Origin of the sequence: Collinsella sp. AF11-11 (assembly GCF_003465485.1) — a bacterium.
In the GTDB taxonomy this organism is placed as follows: domain Bacteria; phylum Actinomycetota; class Coriobacteriia; order Coriobacteriales; family Coriobacteriaceae; genus Collinsella.
Window position 1 is genome coordinate 300,524 of sequence record NZ_QSAS01000001.1, and the last position, 19,372, is coordinate 319,895.

Below are 19,372 nucleotides of genomic sequence, written 5' to 3' on the forward strand. Positions count from 1 at the left end.
CGCTACCACTCGATTGTCTCGATAGACACGGGATTTTGCTGGACCGTCTCGCTCTCCACGCGGCCGCTCTTAAAGCGGATCAGGCGATCGGCCATGGGCGCCAGCGCGGAGTTATGGGTGATGATAATGACCGTGATGCCCTGCTTGCGGCAGGTGTCCTGCAGCAACTGCAAAATCTGCTTGCCGGTTTTGTAGTCGAGTGCACCCGTGGGCTCGTCGCACAAAAGCAGCTTGGGGTTCTTGGCCAGCGCGCGGGCAATGGACACGCGCTGCTGCTCGCCGCCCGATAGCTGCGCGGGGAAGTTGGCGAGGCGCTCGCCCAGGCCAACCTGGCAAAGCGTTTGCTCGGCATCGAGTGAATCGGGGCAGATTTGCGCCGCGAGCTCGACGTTTTCGAGCGCCGTCAGGTTGGGGACCAGATTGTAGAACTGGAAGACAAAGCCGACGTCGGCGCGGCGGTATTCCACGAGCTGCGCCTCGTTAGCGGAGCTCACATCGCGCCCGTCCACCGTCACGGTGCCGGAAGTCGCCGTATCCATGCCACCCAGAATGTTGAGCGCCGTGGTTTTACCGGCGCCCGAAGCGCCCAGGATAATGGCAAGCTCGCCACGCTCAACGGTAAAGCTCGCGCCGTCGAGCGCGTGAATGCGGGCATCGCCCTCGCCGTATGCTTTGATGACGTCTTTAAATTCGATATAGGCCATCGATCGGTTCCCATCTGGTCGGATAACTCTTTAGTATTACCCATTTCGCACCTATCAAAAAGAGACAGGTTTATTTTGGCAGGTTTTATATGGGGAAACGTACCTCTTTGGGGGCAGCGCGGGACGCGCAGGGGCGGCCGTGCAGATCGGCACAGCCGTCTCACGTGGAATCGACCGACGCCTGCCTTTCCGTGACACCGGCAACTCGTTTTTGCTTGTTGGCATGGCCGCCATTATGCCTTGGGACTGAGCACTCAAATTCTCACTCCTCATTGCCACGCTTGCCGCAAGCTATCAGGGTGACGAGATGACGACGCTCGCTGTAGCAGCGCAGCCACACTCTATAAGCGAGGCGTTTGCCAGCAAAAAAGCGCGCGACAGGGTAAGCCCGCCGCGCGCTATCCTATGCGGACTAGTTATTGTTGTTGGTCATCGAGGCCACTGCTGCCGCAAGATTGGAAATGGGCATCGTCTGCAACCAGATGCGACCGGGACCGGTGAGCACGGTGTTGAACACGCCCTCGCCACCAAACATGATGTTTTTGACGCCCTTGACCATTTGAGCGTCGATGCTCACGGTCTCCTCAAAGCCGGCCACGTTGCCGGTATCCACAATCATCTGCTGGCCAGCAGCGAGCTCGTACTCAACCAGGTCGCCGTCGATCTCGGCAAAAGCAACACCCGAGCCCGTGAGCTTCTACATGATAAAGCCCTCGCCGCCAAAGACGCCGGCCTTTGCCTTCTTGTTAAAGTGAATGCTCAACTCGACGCCACTTTCCGCGGCAAGGAACGAACGCTTCTGCAAAATCCAGCTCTTGCCCGGACCGATCTCGATTGGCACGATGCGGCCGGGGAAGCAGGAGCCAAACGCGATCATGCCATCGCCACGCGCGGTCCAAATGTTTTGGAACAATGCCTCACCCGAAAAAGCCTTGGAGAACATCTTGCCGATGCCACCGCCCGAGGTAGACATTTCCATGTTGGGGGTCATCCAAGCCATGGTGCCGCTTTCGGTGATCATGGATTCGCCATCGCTAAGGTTGCACGTAACAACCGGGAAAGCCCCTCCGCCGATCTCGTACTGCATGACCGTCTCCTTTCCACTCAGGAGCCGAATAACGATGCCTATATTTTAGCAGGTAGAGATGCATATGTTCACACCGCCCATGCCCTCTCCTGCGAACGTTTCCCCAGATAAAACCTGCCAAAATAAACCTGTTCCTTTTTGGCAGGTTTTAAAGGCAAACGGTGAAGGTAATCTGGTTGCCGTGACCGGATACGGTGGCGGCGCCTCCATGGGCCTCGGCGATGGCACGCACCACGGACAGGCCCACGCCCGAGCCACCCGTCTTGGAGCTGCGCGACGCATCCGCACGATAGAAGCGATCGAACAATCGGTCCAGATCGCCCTCGGGCAGCTCGTCCACGGCGTTCGATACGACCAGCTCGGCGGCGCCCTTGCCTTTGCCGTGCGAAACGGCGCACAGGCTCAGCTCAATCACGCTGCCCTCGCTCGCATAGCGCGTGGCGTTGTCCAGTAGCAACTCAACCACCTGCGCCACCGCCGCGGCATCGGCATGGGTCCGCACGCCGGTCGCAATCGACGTCGACAGGCGTTTACCGCCTGAGACCGCCACCGACTTAAACGGCGCCGCCGCCTTGTTCACCGCCTCCGAAAGATCGATCGACGCCATGGTAAAGCCCGCCGAGCCCTCGTCCATGCGTGCCAAGAACACCAAGCGCTCCGTGAGCGCCGATAATAGCGCACCCGCACTCGCCTTAGTGCTGCCTTAGCAGGTCGATGAGCATATTTAAAAAAGCAAGGTTATAGCTTAGTCGGACTTAAGGAACGGGCGGCTTCACATCTCGCCCTGCAAACAACGCCCGTACAGCGAGCGCGCTTGCCGCATGGGCGTTGCGGCCGCCTGCAGCTTATAGATAGGCACCCTCGAGGCGCAGCAGCCATTCTTTGCGATCCAGTCCACCGGCGTATCCGTTGAGCGATCCGTCGGCCGCGACCACGCGATGGCACGGCACGATAATCGAAATAGGGTTGCGAGCGACCGCAGCCCCCACCGCGCGAGGAGATACAACGGGCGCTTCATTTCCCGGCACACGATGTCGAGCCGCAACACGCTGGGCGATCTCGCCATACGTAGCGACCTCGCCACGCGGAATTGAAAGTAGCTCAAACCAAACCTCACGCTGAAACGCCGTGCCAATCAAATGCAACGGCGGCGTAAACCGAGGCTCCTGCCCCGCAAAATAGGCGTTGAGCCAAGCCCAAGAACGCTCTAGCACCGAAGAAGCCGCGCCATTGGCCGGATTTACCGTCTGCATGCCCCCGGCACCCGAAACTGCATCGGTGCCCTCAACGTATTCGGCGCTTTCTTTAAGAAGCGTGGAACCAAAGTGCTCCTGCCCCTCAAACCAAAGCCCCGTCAGACCGCGGCCATCAGCGGCAAGCAAGATTTCGCCCAAAGGCGAAGCAAACGTCGTCGTGACCACCAGCGGCTCCCTTCAAAACTCCGCAACATAATACCGCGAATTGTACAGACAACCCCGCAGATACGTCTGGGCGGGCTCGCAATTACTTAAGCGAGACTGTTTTCCCTAATCAAGCGAAAAAGACGCAGGGCATCGACACCAGAGCGGTACCCCTGTCAGCCGAGCTCTAATACTTTCCCGAGAAGTGAACGAGTAAAAACGAAGCCCCGGAGCATCCACACCTTTAGACCAAAAAACCGCAGGATTCGCGCTGCAAAACCGCAGGAAATAGCGGTCAAAATATGCCAATGCTTCGGGGGTCCAAATAAGGTCGTTCACTTCACGGGAAAAGTATTAGACCTCAATTCGCACCAAGCCCAAAGTCACCCCAGGCAGCAGGCGCGAAGCGCCGCCGCTGCCGCCACGGCCCCGCAGTAGACCCAGGCGGCAGGCGCGAAGCGCCGAGGCCGCCGCCGGGACCAGAGCCCGCAACAACCACGCGCCCCCACATCAGCCCAGCGGCCCCAACCAACAACGTCCCCATCGCAGAGCGCTCGCAACAGCGTCACCGCAGGCGGGGGCCGGGCTTGGTTTTCAGAACATTCCGCAGACCAGTGTGGCGCCTTGTCCGCGGCTCCGAAGGAGCAGGACAAGGCGCCACACATGGTCGAGGACGTTCTGAAAACCAAGCCCGGCCCCCGCCGGACAGGTCAAACTACTCGCAGAGCAGCTTAGCGATCTGGACGGCGTTGGTTGCCGCGCCCTTACGGATTTGGTCGCCGCAGCACCAGAAGGTGATACCGCGCGCGGCCTCGGGGTTCGAGATGTCGCGACGCACGCGGCCGACCCAAATCAGGTCCTGGTCGGACGTATCCATCGGCATGGGGAAGCGGTCGTGTGCATCCTCGGCGCTCATGTCGTCAACCAGCTTGACGCCGGGAGCGGCAGCCAGCGCAGCACGGGCCTCCTCAACCGTAATGTCGCGCTCAAACTCAAGCGTAATGCTCTCGGAGTGCGAGCGCAGCACGGGCACGCGCACGCAGGTGCAGTTCACGCGCAGCTCGGGCAGATGCATAATCTTGCGACCCTCGTTTTGCAGCTTCATCTCCTCGGAGGTAAAGTCCTCCTCCTTGACGCCGCCAATCTGCGGAATCAGGTTGCTCGCCAGCTGGGCGGCAAATGCACGCGGCTCGGGAATCTCCTCGCCGCGACCCAGGGCGGCCAGCTGAGCCTCGAGCTCGGCCATACCGGGAGCGCCGGCACCCGAAGCCGCCTGATACGTCGAGACGATCATGCGCTTCACGCCGGCGAGCTGATGCAGCGGCCACGTAGGAACCAGGCCGATGATGGTCGCGCAGTTGGGATTGGCGATAAGGCCGTGATGCCACTTGATGTCGTCGGCATTGATCTCAGGCACAACCAGCGGCACCTCGGGATCCATGCGGAAGGCGTGGCTGTTGTCGACCACGACGGCGCCGCGCTTGACGGCCTCGGGCAGTAGCTCCTTCGCAATATCGTCGCCGGCGGCGCCGAGCACGATGTCGCAGCCCTCAAAGGCCTCGGGGCAAGCTTCCTCAATCACGATCTGCTCGCCGCGGAACTCAACGGTCTTGCCCGCAGAGCGCGCGCTCGCTAGCAGCTTGAGCTTGCCAACCGGAAACTCCTGCTCGTTGAGGCACTCGAGCATCTGGGTGCCCACGGCTCCCGTCGCGCCCAAAATAGCAACCGTGTACTGTTTCATGCTTCCCCCTTTAAAGGTTGTGGCTTTTGCCCGCACGCCGAGCAGGCTGGTTTTTCTTGCCCAGTTTATACAAAAACGGGACGGGCATGAAACCCGCCCCGTCGAAACGAAACCGAAACGAAACGCCCTACGGTAGATTTTTAGGCATGTCCCAAAAATCTACCGGGATGGTCGTTACTTGCGGAAGGCGGCCAGGGCGGGATCGACCGGCGCGGAAGCCTCCAGGTCGGAGACCTTTACAATGCCGTTCTCGTCGGAGAAGGCGCGGTAAATGGTCCGAATCGCCAGGTCGAAGTCCTTCTCCTCGACGCCGATAATGATGTTGATCTCGTCGCAGCTCTGCGAAATCATGCGCACGCTCACGCCGGCCTGGCCGAGCATACCAAACAGGTGGCCCGAGATACCTGCACGGCCGCGCAGGTTACGACCGACGGTCGCGATAAGTGCCAAGCCCTCGACCACCTCGATCTCGAGCGGCTCGACCTCCTGCTGAATGTCGCCTACGAGCGAGTACAGCGAATCGCGCACGTCCTGCTCCTGCACCACAGCACCAAAGCGGTCGACACCGGTGGGCATGTGCTCGACGGAAACGTCATAGCGTTCGAAGACCGAAAGCGCACGGCGCATAAAGCCGACGCGCGGCTTGGTACGGTCGCGGGCAACGTTGATGGCGACAAAGCCGCGCTTACCGGTCACGCCGGTAATGATGGGCTCCGCCTCACCCTCGTCAGCCGTCTCGCTAATGATGGTGCCGGGGTCCTGCGGCGCATTGGTGTTCTTGATGACCAGTGGAATGCCTGCCTCGCGCACAGGGAACACGGCCTCCTCGTGCAGGACGCTTGCACCCATGTACGAAAGCTCGCGCAGCTCCTCGTAGGTAACGCGGGCGATGGGCTGAGCCTCGGGCACAATGCGAGGATCAGCAGAATAGAAGCCCGAAACGTCGGTCCAGTTCTCGTACAGGTCGGCGCCCAGGCACTTGGCCAGGATCGAGCCCGAGATATCGCCGCCGCCACGGTCGAGCAGCTTGATTTGACCCTCACGCGTCGCGCCGTAGAAACCGGGCATGACAAAGCCGCCCTGCTGACCGTACTCCTGCACCAGCTCGGAGGTGCGGTTCATGCTGAGCGTACCGTCGTGATGGAACGCCACGACCGTCGCGGCGTCCAGGAACGGCAGGCCCAGATACTCGGCCATCAGGCGAGCGGTGAAGTACTCGCCACGACTCACGAGCTCCTCGGTGGAGTAGCCGCCCGAGCGGGCGCGCTCGGCAAAGGCCGCGAACTCCTCGCGGATGGGATAGGTGAGCTCCAGCTCGTCAGCGATATCAAAATAGCGCTGGCCGATGTCCTCGAGCAGTTCCTCGCACGACACGTGATACTTAACGTGTGCGTTAACCAGATAGAGCAGGTCGGTCACCTTGGTGTCGCCCTTAAAGCGGCGACCGCAGGCGGAAACCACCACAAAACGGCGAGCCGGGTCGGCATCGACGATGGCCTTGATCTTCTTAAAGTGTTCGGCGTCGGCGACCGACGAGCCGCCAAACTTGGCAATTTTTATCATGGGCTGGAGGTTACCTTTCTAAAAGCCTCTGCAAACCTGTTTTGCGCGCTCTGATACCATGGGTTCACCGATTGGGACCAAGGCATCCGAGGAGCAGTGTTATATGGGAACTTATCATAGTACACGAGGACGCACTTTATCGTGCTCAAGTAAGGTGGCAATCCGCACCGGCATCGCTCCCGACGGGGGTTTGTTCGTCTCGGACGAGCTGGGCACCCAGCAGCTCGATATCAGCTCGCTTGCAGATAAATCTTACTTTGAAATCGCTCAAGATGTGTTGGGAATGTTACTGAATGATTACACGGCCGAAGAAATTTCTGCCTGTGTGAGTGAGGCATACCGCGACACATTTGCAAGCGAAGAGGTCACGCCGCTCGTCAAACTCGACGCCGCACCGGGCGTCGACGCCCCTCAGACCTATGTGATGGAGCTCTTTGGCGGCCCCACGAGCGCCTTTAAGGACGTCGCCCTGCAGATGCTCCCCCGCCTTATGGCCCGCACCTCCGCCAAGGACGGCGGCGCCGAGCGCATCATGATCGTCACCGCCACGTCAGGCGACACGGGCAAGGCCGCACTCGCCGGCTTTGCCGACGCCCCGGGCACGGGCATTACCGTCTTTTATCCCGAGGGCAAGGTCAGCCGCGTGCAGAATCTGCAGATGTCCACGCAGGAGGGCGATAACGTCGCCGTCTGCGGCATCCGCGGCAACTTCGACGATGCCCAGAGTGCCATCAAGCGCATCTTTGCCGATAAGGAGCTTGCCGAGCGCCTGGAAGCCGCCGGCACTGTGCTTTCGAGCGCCAACTCCATCAACGTCGGCCGCCTGGTGCCGCAGGTCGTCTACTACTTTGCCGCCTATGCGCAACTGCTACGCGCCGGCGCTATCGAGGCTGGCGACGCCGTAGAGTTCTGCGTGCCCACCGGCAACTTTGGCGATATCTTGGCCGGCTACTACGCCAAGCGCATGGGTCTGCCCGTCGCCAAGCTCGTCGTGGCGAGCGACAAGAACAACGTGCTTGCCGACTTCCTGACCACCGGCGTTTACGACCGTAACCGCCCGTTCTTCACGACCATCTCGCCGTCGATGGACATCCTCATCAGCTCCAACCTGGAGCGCATGCTCTACTTCCTGTCCGACGGCGACTGCGAGCTCGTTGCCGGCCTTATGGATCAGCTTGCCCAGACCGGCCGCTACGAGGTGCCCGCCGAGCTGCTGGCCAAGATCCAGAGCGTGTTTGGCTGCGGCTGGGCCAGCGAGGACGAGGTCCGCGCTGCCATCAAGAGCTGCTGGGACGCCAACGGCTACGTGATCGACCCGCACACCGCTTGCGGCTATCACGTCTTTGAGCAGGTCGCTTCCGCCGAGGGCGCCAAGGCCCGCGTGCTGCTTTCGACCGCCAGCCCCTACAAGTTCCCGCGCGCCTGCTGCGACGCCCTGGGGCTCGACGTTCCCGAGGATGATTTTGAGGCTATGCGTGTGCTCGAGCAGGCCACCAACACGGTCGCCCCGACCCAGCTCGCCGAACTCGAATCCAAACCCGTCCGCTTCGAAGACGTCTGCGACGTCGATGAGATGGCAAGCTACGTCGAGTCTGCAGCAAAAAAGATGGCTACTAACTAAACCCCTTATTAAGCGCCGGCGAAAGCCGGCGCACCTTCTTTCATCAGATAACCCCCGGGATGATGACGAACGCGCACAGCGTGCCTGGCTGTTTAGTTCGTCGCGAGTTCCGCACGCAAAGGAAAGCACTTAATGTGCTTTCCGTCTTGCGCAGGACTGCCCGAGCAGCGAACTAAACAGCCAGGCACGCCAGGAGGACTCACATGATCAAAATCACCGTCCCAGCAACGAGCGCCAACCTAGGCATCGGCTACGATACCCTCGGCATGGCCGTCAGCCTCTACTCGCACTTCACCTTCGAGCGCGCCGACAAGCTCACCATCACCGGATGCCCCGAAGAGTTCCAAAACGAGAACAACCTGGTCTACGTGAGCTTTGTCGATGCTCTGGCCGCCTGGAGCGAGCCGGCCTTTCCCGTCGCTATCGACATTCAGACCGACGTGCCCGTCGCTCGCGGCCTGGGTTCCAGCTCCACCTGCGTCGTCGCCGGCATCATGGCGGCCGCCGCGCTGACAGGCCACACCGTCGACCGCGCCGAGCTCGTCCGCATCGCCACCGAGGTCGAGGGCCATCCCGATAACGTCGCCCCCGCTATCCTGGGCGGCGCCGTCTGCTCCTTTACGCCGACCGACTCGCTGCCCCAGTGCCTGCGCTACGAGGTGAGCGATCGCTTGCGTTTTATTACCGTGATTCCGCCCTACGAGGTGCATACGAGCGAGGCGCGCAAGGTCGTGCCGCAGGAGATTCCGCTCTCCACCGCCGTATGGCAAATGGGCCGCATCGCCGGCATGACGCGCGGTTTGGAGACTGGTGACCTAGACCTGATTGCCGCCGCTAATGACGACCGCATCCAGGAGCCCTATCGCCGCCGCCTCATCCCCGACTACAACGCCGTGCGCGACACCTGCCTTAACGGCGGCGCCAAGACCATCTGGATCAGTGGCTCCGGCTCGACCCTCATGGCCGTAACTGATGACACCATCGTGGCAAAGTTCCTGCAGGTCAAGCTGCGTGAGCAGTTCCCCAAGTGTGACACGCATATTCTGACGTGCGACACGGAAGGCGCCCAGATCGAATACCTGTAGCGCCCTGCTTCATTGCTCTCACCGGTCCCCTTGGGGCTTCCCCTGAAAACGTCCTCGATCATGAATTGCCCCGTCGTGCGCTTCGCGCGACGGGGCAATTCGATCTGCGGATTGTTTTCAGGGGAAGCCCCAAGGGGACCTGCGCGGCCTCGTCAGGATAATCGCATTCGCTGATTTAATCTTGTGCTCCTACGGAGCTACGGACGAGGGGCCTTCGCGCTGCGGAATGATTTTGAGGGGAACACCCCGACCATCCCTGCGTTTACCTTGCTGAGAATGTCTACAGGAACCCACGCTTTGAAGGGGCGCTGGGCAGATAGGGGCTTTTTAGGTTACATAATAAACTGTTTATCTATGCTACTATTTAACTAGGCATCGCAGTATGGAGGTGGTCAAAGTGTTACGCACACTCAAAGCTTCGTTTTTCCTCTCGATACTTTTGATATTACCGATATGTTTCTCGTTTAGCCCTTCGACTGCTTATGCTGCAGAAAGCGATGCTGTCGCAATTTCTGGCGCAACCCAAGATTTTGATTTAACGAAAGGTCCCGAGCAGTCTCATCAAATCAAGCTTAAGGATGGGACCGTTGCAGTAATAGGAATTAAAAAAACCAATGAGCCCAGCCTGATATGGGACAGTTACTACAACAATGCTTCTGGAACTTGGACTATCTATTACAACAGTCCTTTTATTTATCGCGAATTCAAGATCAAGATTGCGAACTCGCTCATTACCAGCGCTTGGGGACAAAACTATACGACTATCGGCTGTACGGTAACAAACGAGTCCTTTATATGGAACTCGAAACAGGCGACATATCGACTCAACTATGAATCGATGGGGATGGCGTCCGGTATCGCCGTGTTGCAAGCAACCATGGAAGGCAGCACGCTCCACACCTATGCAAACTAGACTCACATCAATTGAGGAAGTTCGATGACCCCTATTCCTGCACACTCAGACATTACAATCGCTCTCGTTTTGATTCTCATCGGAGTGGTTATTTGGCGTATCTGCAAATGGTTTAAAAACAAGAAATAGTTGATAAAACGTATACATCATTTATGCGATGCTTGGGGCCGTTAAGTCGGCCCCTATTTCTATAGCTTTTCAAGCAGCAGTCAGCCCATTTGGAAGTCGCAATGCCATTCATACGATTTCGGCCCTTTAAACCGCTTTCTATTGGTAGGGACTCTTGCTGGTAAGGAGCGCTTACTAGATACAAACCTTGGCAATATATTGGGTTAGGCTGCGCTGGTTTCTTTGTATTCGAAGACTGGCTCTAGGAGGTCTTCGATGTTGCAGTGTAGGGCTTTCGCCATATCCCTTACGGTTGTTACCGATGCTTCGTTGATGCTTCTCTGGCGTTGTTCGTACATTTGGATCGAGCGGAGCGATACGCCCGATTCGTATGCCAAGTCTTGCTGGGTTTTCTTGAGCCTCTTTCTTGCTAGCGCCAGTTTGGTTTGACGAGGTGTTTTCTTCGCCATATCGCAAACAAGACGCGCTACGCGTTCTTCCGAGGCTTCGTGCCAGGGGTAGTACAGGCTGCGCAGCACATCAAACGGAACGACATGCAACAGGTCTTCAAAAGAAACCCCTAGACGCCACTGCAGATACGCCAATATCCAGCCCGTCCAGTATTCCGGTGTCTTCTCAAATCGATAGGTCCGATCTGGCATCGACCCCGCCTGGTAGCCAGACCTTTCGGCAATAAGCGCGAATAGCTCAACGCCCGATTTTCCCGATACGACCCATGCGTTTCCACGTTCAAACTCACGAGCCACGCCGCTCAAACAAAAGAGTTCAGCGACTTCGGATCCTTCTGCTCCATAGTCGTTTACGGCGTAGTCAAAGCAGTCGCCAAGGTTGTTCATTGCGTCCTCGAGATAACAGACGGGATATGTCCTACTCGGCCCACAATCCATTAACTCTGGGATCATTTAATCAACCTTCCCCGCCATTAAATCCTTAATGTAGACACCCTCAGGGTCGAACCCGTTTATGGTGTCCAAGTACTTACGCCGCGCGTTCTGCTCTCGCTCAAAACGCCTGGGATAATACTCGGAACCAATTGACATCACCTCAGTGATAGTTTACCAATAACTATCACTGAGGTGATATAGATAGGAGCTTTTGGTGAGCTAAAGCCTGATTAGAGGCAGGCCTCGGCGATGCGGCGCTTGAGTTCGTCGATGCCGGTGCCGGTCTGGGAGCTTGTGATGATCACGTTCTCGGCCGGGACGTTGAGCTGCTTCTTGATGGCCGCTGCCTGACGGGCCTGCTGGGTGCGGCTGAGCTTGTCGGCCTTGGTGAGGCAGACGATAAAGTTGAACTCGTTGCCCTGTAGGTAGTCAATCATGTCGTGGTCGAGCTTGCTGGGGTCGTGACGAATGTCCACCAGCGAGACGACCAAGTTAAAGCTGCGCTCGGAGTCGAAAAAGTCGCCGATAAGCTCGGCCCAGCGGTCGCGCTCGGCCTTGGAGCGACGGGCAAAACCGTAGCCCGGCAGGTCGACAAAGTGCACGTCATCGGCTTCGAAGAAGTTGATGTTGCTCGTCTTGCCCGGCGTACTCGAAACCTTGACCAGGTTCTTGCGGCCAAAGAGCTTGTTCATAATCGACGACTTGCCCACGTTGGAGCGGCCCACAAAGCTCACCTCGGGACAGGTGGACTCGGGAATCTGCGAAACCTTGCCATAGCTGGCGACGAACTTGGCAAGCTGATAGTTAATGGAATCGGCCATGGATACTCCTTGGTCGTAGGTTCTTACAATATGGATGCACGATTACGCAGCGGCAATGCGGCGGACGATATCGAGCGTAATGTCACTCGCCGTGCGGGCATACTCGTCCAGATCGAACTCGCGCTCGCAAAACGCGTCATACGCTTCATCACAATTATCGCTGATAGCACGCAGCACCAGACAATCGACACCGTTCTTGGCTGCAATATGCGCGATTGCCGCACCTTCCATCTCGACACAATCGGCATGCGTCGCCTCGATGGCGGCAGTGCGCATGGCATCACCCGTCACAAAGCGGTCGCCCGTAGCGATGGTGCCGTTCAGGAACTGTTTGGGGTCTTTCTCCGCAACTTCCGCATCCAACAATGCGTCCACAAACCCATGCTCGACAAGCACGGCGGTTGCAATATCAACCAGAGCCGGTGTCGAGGCAAATTCCTCAAGCTCCGGCGCCGACTCGGCGATGAGCGCCGTATCGGTATCCAGGTAGCGCAGACACCCGCCTATAACCACGTCGTTGATGTGGAGCTTGGGGTTCAGGCCGCCCGCAATGCCCGAGAACACAACGGCCTGCGGAGCATATTTGCTGATGAGATGCTGCGTTGCGGCAGCGGCATTAACGGTACCCATACCTGCCGTCGTTGCGACCACGGTCAAACCGTCAAGCTCACCGCTTACAACGGTCAAGCCCGCCTCTTGCGACATGTGAGCGCCGTTCAGTTCTTCTTTAATCTGCGCAACCTCTTTTTCGAGCGCACCGATGATTGCGATGGTAGGCACACCATCCCCCAAACCTGTGAAACTGCTTATCCACGGTATGGTACCAGCATTTTGGCTCATCCGCGCAATACGAAGCCGTTAGACCAGCGCGGCACGCGTATCGTAGAGGGCTCTGGCAATGGCGGCTACAACCTCACTCGAATGGTCACTCCATGGCATCGATGTCATGATGCTCATAACGTAAGTGTCGCCGTTGACATCGATGAGACCCGCATCGCACGTCGCGTTGCAACCTGCCTCGCTGATCCAACCAGCCTTGTTGAGCACCAGAACCTGCTCGTCCGCAATGCCGTCACGGATAAACGATCGGGTCGTGGAGGCCAGAAGGCCCGACAGCCATTGCGATGTTTCGGTATCGCAGCTCAAATACTCGCTCATCTCGTGCCACAGCTTGGCTGAGGTGCGCGGGCAATAGGTGGGAAAATCACTCATCGGATCGAGCGCGGTATCGCAATCGATGCCAAGACTGACAATCCAATTCTCGTAACCGACACGGTCAAACGCCGCGCGTAACGCAATAAACGAATCGTTGTCCGAATTAACGACCGCGGCCTCGATCAGGTCGCGCACCGTCTGCCAGCCCATGTTGTAGCCACCATAGGTGCCAAGAGAATCATCGAGTGAGACCTGGCCCGTCTCGACCAGCGACTCGCAGATGTAGAGTACATAGAGCGCCTTATAACTGCTCGCACCGTACACCTCGGCGTCCGCGTTATACGTCACGCCCTTGCCGCTCGACAGATCGTAAAACACCACGCCCACATCGCCCAATTCCTGGGCCTGATCAAGGGCATCTTGGAGCGCGGCGAGGCTCTCATCCTCCAGGGCGGGGATCTGGTCTTCAGCCAGTGAGAAGGTCTGCACGGTATCGCCTGAGGGAATATCGTTAAAGTCCGCCTTCGAAAGCCTCATCTTGAGGCTCGCTGTCGACAGGGTTTGACTTGCGGTGGCTTTAGATTCAGAGACCTTTTTGTTTTGCATCTGTACCGTTGACGCATCTGGGTGCGCCATTCGCTCCGACGCGTAGGTTTTGGCGGTAATTCCGAGGATAATAACCGCCAACGTTAGCATCCCAATGGCGGCAATCTTCACCCCGCGGATGCGAGCGTCTGCAAGGCCACGCGAAGACGTGCCCTTCGTCTCATATCTGCTGCCATGTTGCGGCACATACTCGTCCCGCGATGCGCCCTTTCGCACGTGGTCTCCTGACTGCTACCATTCATATACGAGCAGCATAATACCGAGCAGGCATTTCTTACCGAAGACATTCAGTCGCGTTTAAGGTGTCTCTAAACAAAATACAGGCGTATCTATGCAAAAACACCGATTCTGTTGCGCATCTCCGCCCAAAACGCAGTTGCGGTGAAATAGTTCCTGTTTGGGCGGTATTAGCCGATAAACAGGAACTATTCCACCGCAACTTGACGGGGCTCTTTAGCAATCAACTAGGTGCCCGGGGGCACTCATTTAAGTCTGTCCCCAATGAGTGCTGCTAGCCGATGGCGTTTTTGAGTTCCGCACGGCGCTTTTTCATGCCCGTCATGACTGCGTTGCGCAGCTCGGGCATGCGCGCGGTATCCATCTGAGGCACGCCCTCAAGCTTATAGGGAATCCCCAGCTGCTCATACTTGACGATGCCCATCGTGTGATACGGCAGCATCTCCAGGCCGACCACGTTATGCCACGGGGCGATCAGACGACCGAGCGCCTCGCACTCCTCCACCGTGTCGGTAATGCCCGGCACCACCACGTGACGGATAACGACCTTGATCTTGCGACGCGCGAGCTCATCACCAAACGCCAGAATGCGTGCGGGATCGCAACCGGTCAGCTTCTTATGCTCGACGGGATCGGCGTGCTTAATGTCGAGCAGCACCATATCGGTCTCGTTGAGCACAGCATCGAACTTCTCGGGGTGGTTGGGGTCAAACGCATATCCGCAGCTGTCAAGGCAGGTATGCACGCGACCATCGGGGTTGTTGTGCATGGCGCGGAATAGGTCGGCCAAAAACTCGGGCTGCAGGAGCGGCTCACCGCCGGACACTGTAATACCACCGCTGCGGTAAAACTCATGGTTGCTCTGGAACTCGTCCATCAGGTGTTCGACGGTCACCATGGTGCCGCCGTTAACCGACCAGGTATCGGGGTTGTGGCAATACGCACAGCGCATGGGGCAGCCCTGAACAAACACCACAAAGCGGATGCCGGGTCCATCGACCGTTCCCATCGTCTCAATCGAATGCACGCGGCCCAGGGCAAACGCGGAGTCCTCAGGACGAGCGTCCACACCCTCGAGCGTCATCTCAGCCATTCCCGCTACCTTGCCTCTCATTGGTTTTAGCTACATAAATGCCAGAGTCATTCTAGCCTATATGCTTGATGGCGAAACGGTTTAGCGGTCAATTGGATTGTCCTATTTGGCCCCATGCAAAAGCGGCAGGAAGGTTGTCGCAACCCGCCCGCCGCCGAGGCAATAGAAATCGATAGACGCCAGGCGTTACGCCTTGAGCGTGAGCACCGCGCCAAAGGCGGTCGGGCCGCAATGGCTCGAGATGACGCCGCCGACCTGAGTCCAGGTAACGTCCTTAAAGCCCAGGTCGTGCGCATAGACTTCCATGTCGTCGCGCAGCTCCTCGGAAAGGCCTACCGAATACGCCAGGCCAATGTGCGAGTAGTCAATCTCGCCCTTCGCAACCATGTGGTCGATAAAGGCGCGGGCGCACTTGAGCATAGAGCCGCGGAACTTCTTGGTTGCCACGAACTTACCGCCCGTTACCTCAATGCAGGGCTTAATCTTGAGCAGGTGGGCGCCAAGGAATGCCACGTTGGACAGACGACCGCCCGCCTTAAGAAAGGCCAGATCGGTGGGAACAAAGCCCAGCAGCACGCGGTCCATGACGGAGTTCGTAAATGCAAAGATCTCGTCGACGGTGGCATCGGGGTGAGCCTCGATATATTTGGCGGTCTCGACGGCAACGAGCGACTGGCCCACCGAGACAAAACGCGTATCCATGGAGAATACGTAGTCGCGGCCCTTAGCCGCAATCTTGGAGGACTGATGTGAGCAGGTCGTGGCCTCGGAATACGCGAGATGCAGAATAGTCGCGTCGGGCTGCTCGGCATGGATACGGTCATACACGTGAGCAAAATCCGCAGGCGCGCAGCCACTCGTCTTAGGCATAACACCGAGCTCGTTGCAGCGCGAGTAAATCTCGAGCGGATCGATTGAACCATCTTCAACGGTCTCGTCACCAACTGTGACGTGCATGGGCACGCGCACGATGCCGTAGCGCTCGCAGAGCTCCGGCGTCACATCCGACCCAGACTCAACCACGATTACGTACTTGCCCATTATTATCACGACCCATCTCGACATTGGCTTTTCAATACATGGCACGCGCCGCCGCACTGTTGCACAACGGCGGCAGAGCGCCAAAGAGACGCCGCCCCTTGCACACAACAAAGGACAGCGTCTCCCTGGAAAACTCCGTGCTTATTTAGGATTCTACACGGTTTGCAACAATGTGTTACTTACTCCGCAAACGGTAGCTATACACGATAAACGGTAGTTCGCTGCGGCAACTGCGACACATTCCGCCCGGCAAGTCCAATCGTGCTCCACGCACGGTTAATGCGCGAGGCGGTAGAAATCCATCGACGCCGCACCCTCGGCATGCAACCCCATCGCCGAAACCGCCGGCGAATAGGTACGGCTCGTAAGTGCTGCCTCGCCGCCGTTGGCAAAAATCTCGACCATCGTAGTGTCCGAAAGCACGCGCAGGTCGCGAAGCTCGCTGAGCTCAATCGACCTCCGGTCTCGCCCATAGCCTTCATTACCCATATCGAGGGTAAGCATCCCCTCCGCATAACGCACAAAGACACCCTTGCGGATTTCGAGCTCGACCATCTTGGCGCCCTCACAGGAAACCACAAGATCAAACAGGCGGCCCGGCTCCTCGACTGTCTCTCCGCCTACAGCACGAACGCAGCCGCCGCGCATCCTCTCAATCTCGTGCGCCGGCTGCTGGCAGAGCTTACCATCGCGCATGCTCAGCTCTCGCGGCACCGTCAACGCGCACTGCCACCCGCGCGCCACCGTCGGGTTTTCCGCCGTCGCATCGGGGCAACCCGACCATCCGATCATCAATCGCCGGCCTGCAGCATCCTCAAAGGACTGCGGAGCATAGAAATCAAAACCGGCATCGACCATCGGGGGCATGCCCTGCCCGACGATTTTAAAGCTCGGCGCCTCCCAATCGGCCTCGATGGGAAACCACACGCACTGATGCGGATTGCGGTAACGCCAACCATCGGCAGGCACACCCTGCGGACAGCAAACGAGAATAAGCTCGCCATCGAGCTCAAACAGATCGGGGCACTCCCACATAAAGCCAAACTTCTCGCCCAACTCAATGCGCGTCGCATAGCTCCAGTCCTCAAGATTGCGCGAGGTATAGACAAGCACGCAGCCACGGTCGTCTTTCGTACGAGCGCCCAGAACCATGTAGTAGATACCATCGTGCTCAAGGATCTTGGGGTCGCGCACGTGCGTACCGATATCGTCGGGGTAATCGACCGGTCCAACAGCTATGCGCTTCTCGCCCAATTCGTCGGGGTTCTCCGCAACCATATGAATCTGGTTTTGCTCACGACCCGTCAACACGTAGTCGTAATCATCGCGATCAAAATGCTTGACGTTGCCGGTATAGAAGTAGTGAATCTTGCCATCACGTACAAAGGCAGAACCAGAATACGCTCCGTTCGAATCCAAATCGGAATCGGGGAACAGCGCGGGGCCGCGATTCTCGTACGTCACAAAATCCTTTGTCGTCAGATGGTTCCAAAGCACTGGACCGCCATGCGCAGCATCGAACGGATCGTATTGATGATAGATGTGATACGTATCACCAATCTGAACCAAACCGTTGGGGTCGTTGAGCCAGCCAAGCTCAGGCTCCACATGGAACAGGAGCCTATCGGGGTCGGACGCGATGCGACCCGCCGTCTCATCCTGTCCGGCACGCCACTGCTCATAGTCCGCGCGTGTCACCTTATTTTTTTGATTAAACATCGCCGTTGACTTTCTCGTCTATGGGGAAGGACGCTCGACTCACACGAGTCGAACGCCCTTCCTCAAATGGACTTATCCTCAGATTACACTGAACGGCTCAACTAGAAGCTAACGTCGAAGCCAGCGCCAGCGCCCTCTTCATCGGTGGTCGGCACGCCCTTTGCCTTGTTGTAGGCAAAGATCAAGACGATTGGCACGATAAAGGCGATGAGATTGCCAGCCACATACCACACGAGGGTCTCGGGCGTGACGATGAGCAGGCCAAGCACGCCGGTCAGACCCTGACCGATAGCGCGCACCTCAAAGAGCTTGACGAAGGCACCGCCGCAGCCTGCACCGATGCATGCGCAGATGAACGGAATGATCGAATAGCGCATGTTTGCAGCAAAGATAGCGGGCTCGGAGATTCCGACCAGCGTCGGGATAAAGGACGACATGCAGATGTTGCGCTCTTTGGAGTGCTTCTTGTGAATGAGGTACATACCGATGGCGCCGCCGCCCTGGGCGATGATGGAAACCGACCAGATGGCCTGGATGTAGTTGAAGCCAGTCGTGGCAACAAGGTTTGCCTCGATACCCTGGATGAACTGATGCGTACCGGTAACGACGAGCGGCTGCAGGAACGCGGCGAAGACAAAGGCACCAAAGACGCCCATCCTGTTGTACAGGATATCGATTACGCCGGCGAGGACGTCACCGATCAGGTTACCGAGCGGGCCGAACACGGTGAACAGGGCGACGTTAGCAAGAATCAGGGTAACGGTCGGGACAAAGACGAACGAAACGACCTCGGGGATGTACTTCTGGGCAATCTTTTCGACCTTGGCCATAAACCAGGCGGTCAGAATTGCAGGGAACACGCCGCCCTGGAAAGCAACCATGGGAATGGAGAGCGGACCAAAGTTCCAGTACTCAGCACCCGTCGGGTCCATAACGAACGTGTTGCGGTTCATAAGGCTCGGGTGAACCATGACGATACCGACGAGGATGCCCAGGATCGGGTTACCGCCAAAACGCTTGACTGCGCTGTACATAACCAGGACAGGCAGGTAGTCGAACGTGGTGGCGATAATGGCAAAGAAGCTTGCGAGGTTCTTGAGGAACTCGCTGTGATCGGCGAGGCTGCCCTCCATGCCAAAGAGGCCGTTGGCAACGATCAGCGACTTAAGGCCGATGATGATTGCAGCGCCGACGAAGGCGGGAATGATGGGGATAAAGATGTCCGAGAATACCTTGAGGACCGAGAAGAACTTGCCCTTCTTGTCCGCCTCGGCGCCCTTGACCTCGGAAGCGCTGATCTCCTTAACGCCCGTCAGAGCCATAAACTCATCGTAAACCTTGTTGACGGTACCGGTGCCGAAGATGATCATGAGCTGGCCGCTGTTGTACAGCACGCCCTTGACGCCATCGATGTTCTCGAGCTCGGCCTTGTTGTATTTGCTCGTATCCTTGAGCACCAGACGCAGACGGGTCACGCAATGCGTGGCGCCCTCGATGTTCTCCAGTCCGCCGACGTTGTCGACGACTTGCTGGGACACTGCCTTGTAGTCCATGTTCCTCTCCATTCCTTTTC

The 19,372-nt window shown here is 58.0% G+C and carries 16 protein-coding genes and 2 pseudogenes; 4 read left to right on the plus strand and 14 right to left on the minus strand.

Annotation, left to right across the window (positions count from 1 at the left end; translation table 11 throughout):
- Positions 1–2 precede the first annotated feature (2 nt).
- The gene (locus DWV58_RS01370) at positions 3–704 is read right to left on the minus strand and encodes an ABC transporter ATP-binding protein (RefSeq protein WP_117774146.1); all 702 of its coding nucleotides are present in this window, start codon (positions 702–704) and stop codon (positions 3–5) included.
- A 109-nt stretch (positions 705–813) separates the two neighbouring features.
- Here DWV58_RS01370 and DWV58_RS10120 point away from each other — a divergent pair.
- Positions 814–954, plus strand: a pseudogene (locus tag DWV58_RS10120) (hypothetical protein); the annotation flags it as partial.
- A gap of 162 nt (positions 955–1,116) precedes the next feature.
- Here DWV58_RS10120 and DWV58_RS09975 read toward each other — a convergent pair.
- The 5 genes and pseudogenes from DWV58_RS09975 to DWV58_RS01400 all read right to left on the minus strand — a co-directional run bounded on the left by DWV58_RS09975 (position 1,117) and on the right by DWV58_RS01400 (position 6,495).
- Positions 1,117–1,791 (minus strand): annotated as a pseudogene (locus DWV58_RS09975) (TIGR00266 family protein).
- 148 nt (positions 1,792–1,939) lie between these two features.
- Positions 1,940–2,440: a cell wall metabolism sensor histidine kinase WalK gene (locus DWV58_RS01385; RefSeq protein ID WP_117637629.1), complete on the minus strand. Its 501-nt coding sequence runs from the start codon at positions 2,438–2,440 to the stop codon at positions 1,940–1,942.
- A gap of 196 nt (positions 2,441–2,636) precedes the next feature.
- Positions 2,637–3,212: a methylated-DNA--[protein]-cysteine S-methyltransferase gene (locus DWV58_RS01390; protein WP_233508860.1), complete on the minus strand. Its 576-nt coding sequence runs from the start codon at positions 3,210–3,212 to the stop codon at positions 2,637–2,639.
- A gap of 694 nt (positions 3,213–3,906) precedes the next feature.
- Positions 3,907–4,932 (minus strand): aspartate-semialdehyde dehydrogenase, encoded by a 1,026-nt coding sequence (locus DWV58_RS01395; protein WP_117775926.1) that lies wholly within the window; start codon positions 4,930–4,932, stop codon positions 3,907–3,909.
- A gap of 174 nt (positions 4,933–5,106) precedes the next feature.
- Complete coding sequence (locus DWV58_RS01400; RefSeq protein ID WP_117775927.1) at positions 5,107–6,495, minus strand: aspartate kinase; 1,389 nt, start codon at positions 6,493–6,495, stop codon at positions 5,107–5,109.
- Positions 6,496–6,598: 103 nt separating this feature from the next.
- Here DWV58_RS01400 and thrC point away from each other — a divergent pair, with 103 nt between their 5' ends.
- From thrC to DWV58_RS01415, 3 genes are all read left to right on the plus strand, one after another.
- A complete protein-coding gene (thrC, locus tag DWV58_RS01405; RefSeq protein WP_117775928.1) occupies positions 6,599–8,116 on the plus strand; it encodes a threonine synthase in 1,518 nt (505 codons plus the stop codon).
- A 203-nt stretch (positions 8,117–8,319) separates the two neighbouring features.
- The gene (gene thrB, locus DWV58_RS01410) at positions 8,320–9,201 is read left to right on the plus strand and encodes a homoserine kinase (protein ID WP_117775929.1); all 882 of its coding nucleotides are present in this window, start codon (positions 8,320–8,322) and stop codon (positions 9,199–9,201) included.
- Between the two features lie 382 nt (positions 9,202–9,583).
- Entirely contained in the window at positions 9,584–10,114 is a 531-nt protein-coding gene (locus DWV58_RS01415; RefSeq protein ID WP_117775930.1) for a DUF5626 family protein, read from the plus strand.
- Between the two features lie 332 nt (positions 10,115–10,446).
- Here the strand turns inward: DWV58_RS01415 and DWV58_RS01420 are convergent, their stop codons facing one another.
- From DWV58_RS01420 to DWV58_RS01455, 8 genes are all read right to left on the minus strand, one after another.
- The gene (locus tag DWV58_RS01420) at positions 10,447–11,079 is read right to left on the minus strand and encodes a helix-turn-helix transcriptional regulator (protein WP_117775949.1); all 633 of its coding nucleotides are present in this window, start codon (positions 11,077–11,079) and stop codon (positions 10,447–10,449) included.
- 278 nt (positions 11,080–11,357) lie between these two features.
- A complete protein-coding gene (gene yihA, locus DWV58_RS01425) occupies positions 11,358–11,948 on the minus strand; it encodes a ribosome biogenesis GTP-binding protein YihA/YsxC (RefSeq protein ID WP_055252447.1) in 591 nt (196 codons plus the stop codon).
- A 42-nt stretch (positions 11,949–11,990) separates the two neighbouring features.
- Positions 11,991–12,728, minus strand: coding sequence for a 5'-methylthioadenosine/S-adenosylhomocysteine nucleosidase (gene mtnN, locus DWV58_RS01430; RefSeq protein WP_233540472.1), 738 nt, complete (start codon positions 12,726–12,728; stop codon positions 11,991–11,993).
- Between the two features lie 78 nt (positions 12,729–12,806).
- Positions 12,807–13,640: a serine hydrolase gene (locus tag DWV58_RS01435; protein ID WP_158564499.1), complete on the minus strand. Its 834-nt coding sequence runs from the start codon at positions 13,638–13,640 to the stop codon at positions 12,807–12,809.
- Positions 13,641–14,220: 580 nt separating this feature from the next.
- The gene (gene pflA, locus DWV58_RS01440) at positions 14,221–15,039 is read right to left on the minus strand and encodes a pyruvate formate-lyase-activating protein (RefSeq protein ID WP_117654955.1); all 819 of its coding nucleotides are present in this window, start codon (positions 15,037–15,039) and stop codon (positions 14,221–14,223) included.
- Positions 15,040–15,225: 186 nt separating this feature from the next.
- Positions 15,226–16,080: a DegV family protein gene (locus DWV58_RS01445; protein WP_233502578.1), complete on the minus strand. Its 855-nt coding sequence runs from the start codon at positions 16,078–16,080 to the stop codon at positions 15,226–15,228.
- Between the two features lie 276 nt (positions 16,081–16,356).
- Positions 16,357–17,799 (minus strand): glycoside hydrolase family 32 protein, encoded by a 1,443-nt coding sequence (locus DWV58_RS01450; RefSeq protein ID WP_117775933.1) that lies wholly within the window; start codon positions 17,797–17,799, stop codon positions 16,357–16,359.
- 101 nt (positions 17,800–17,900) lie between these two features.
- Positions 17,901–19,352, minus strand: coding sequence for a PTS transporter subunit EIIC (locus DWV58_RS01455; protein ID WP_052044095.1), 1,452 nt, complete (start codon positions 19,350–19,352; stop codon positions 17,901–17,903).
- Positions 19,353–19,372: the final 20 nt, after the last annotated feature.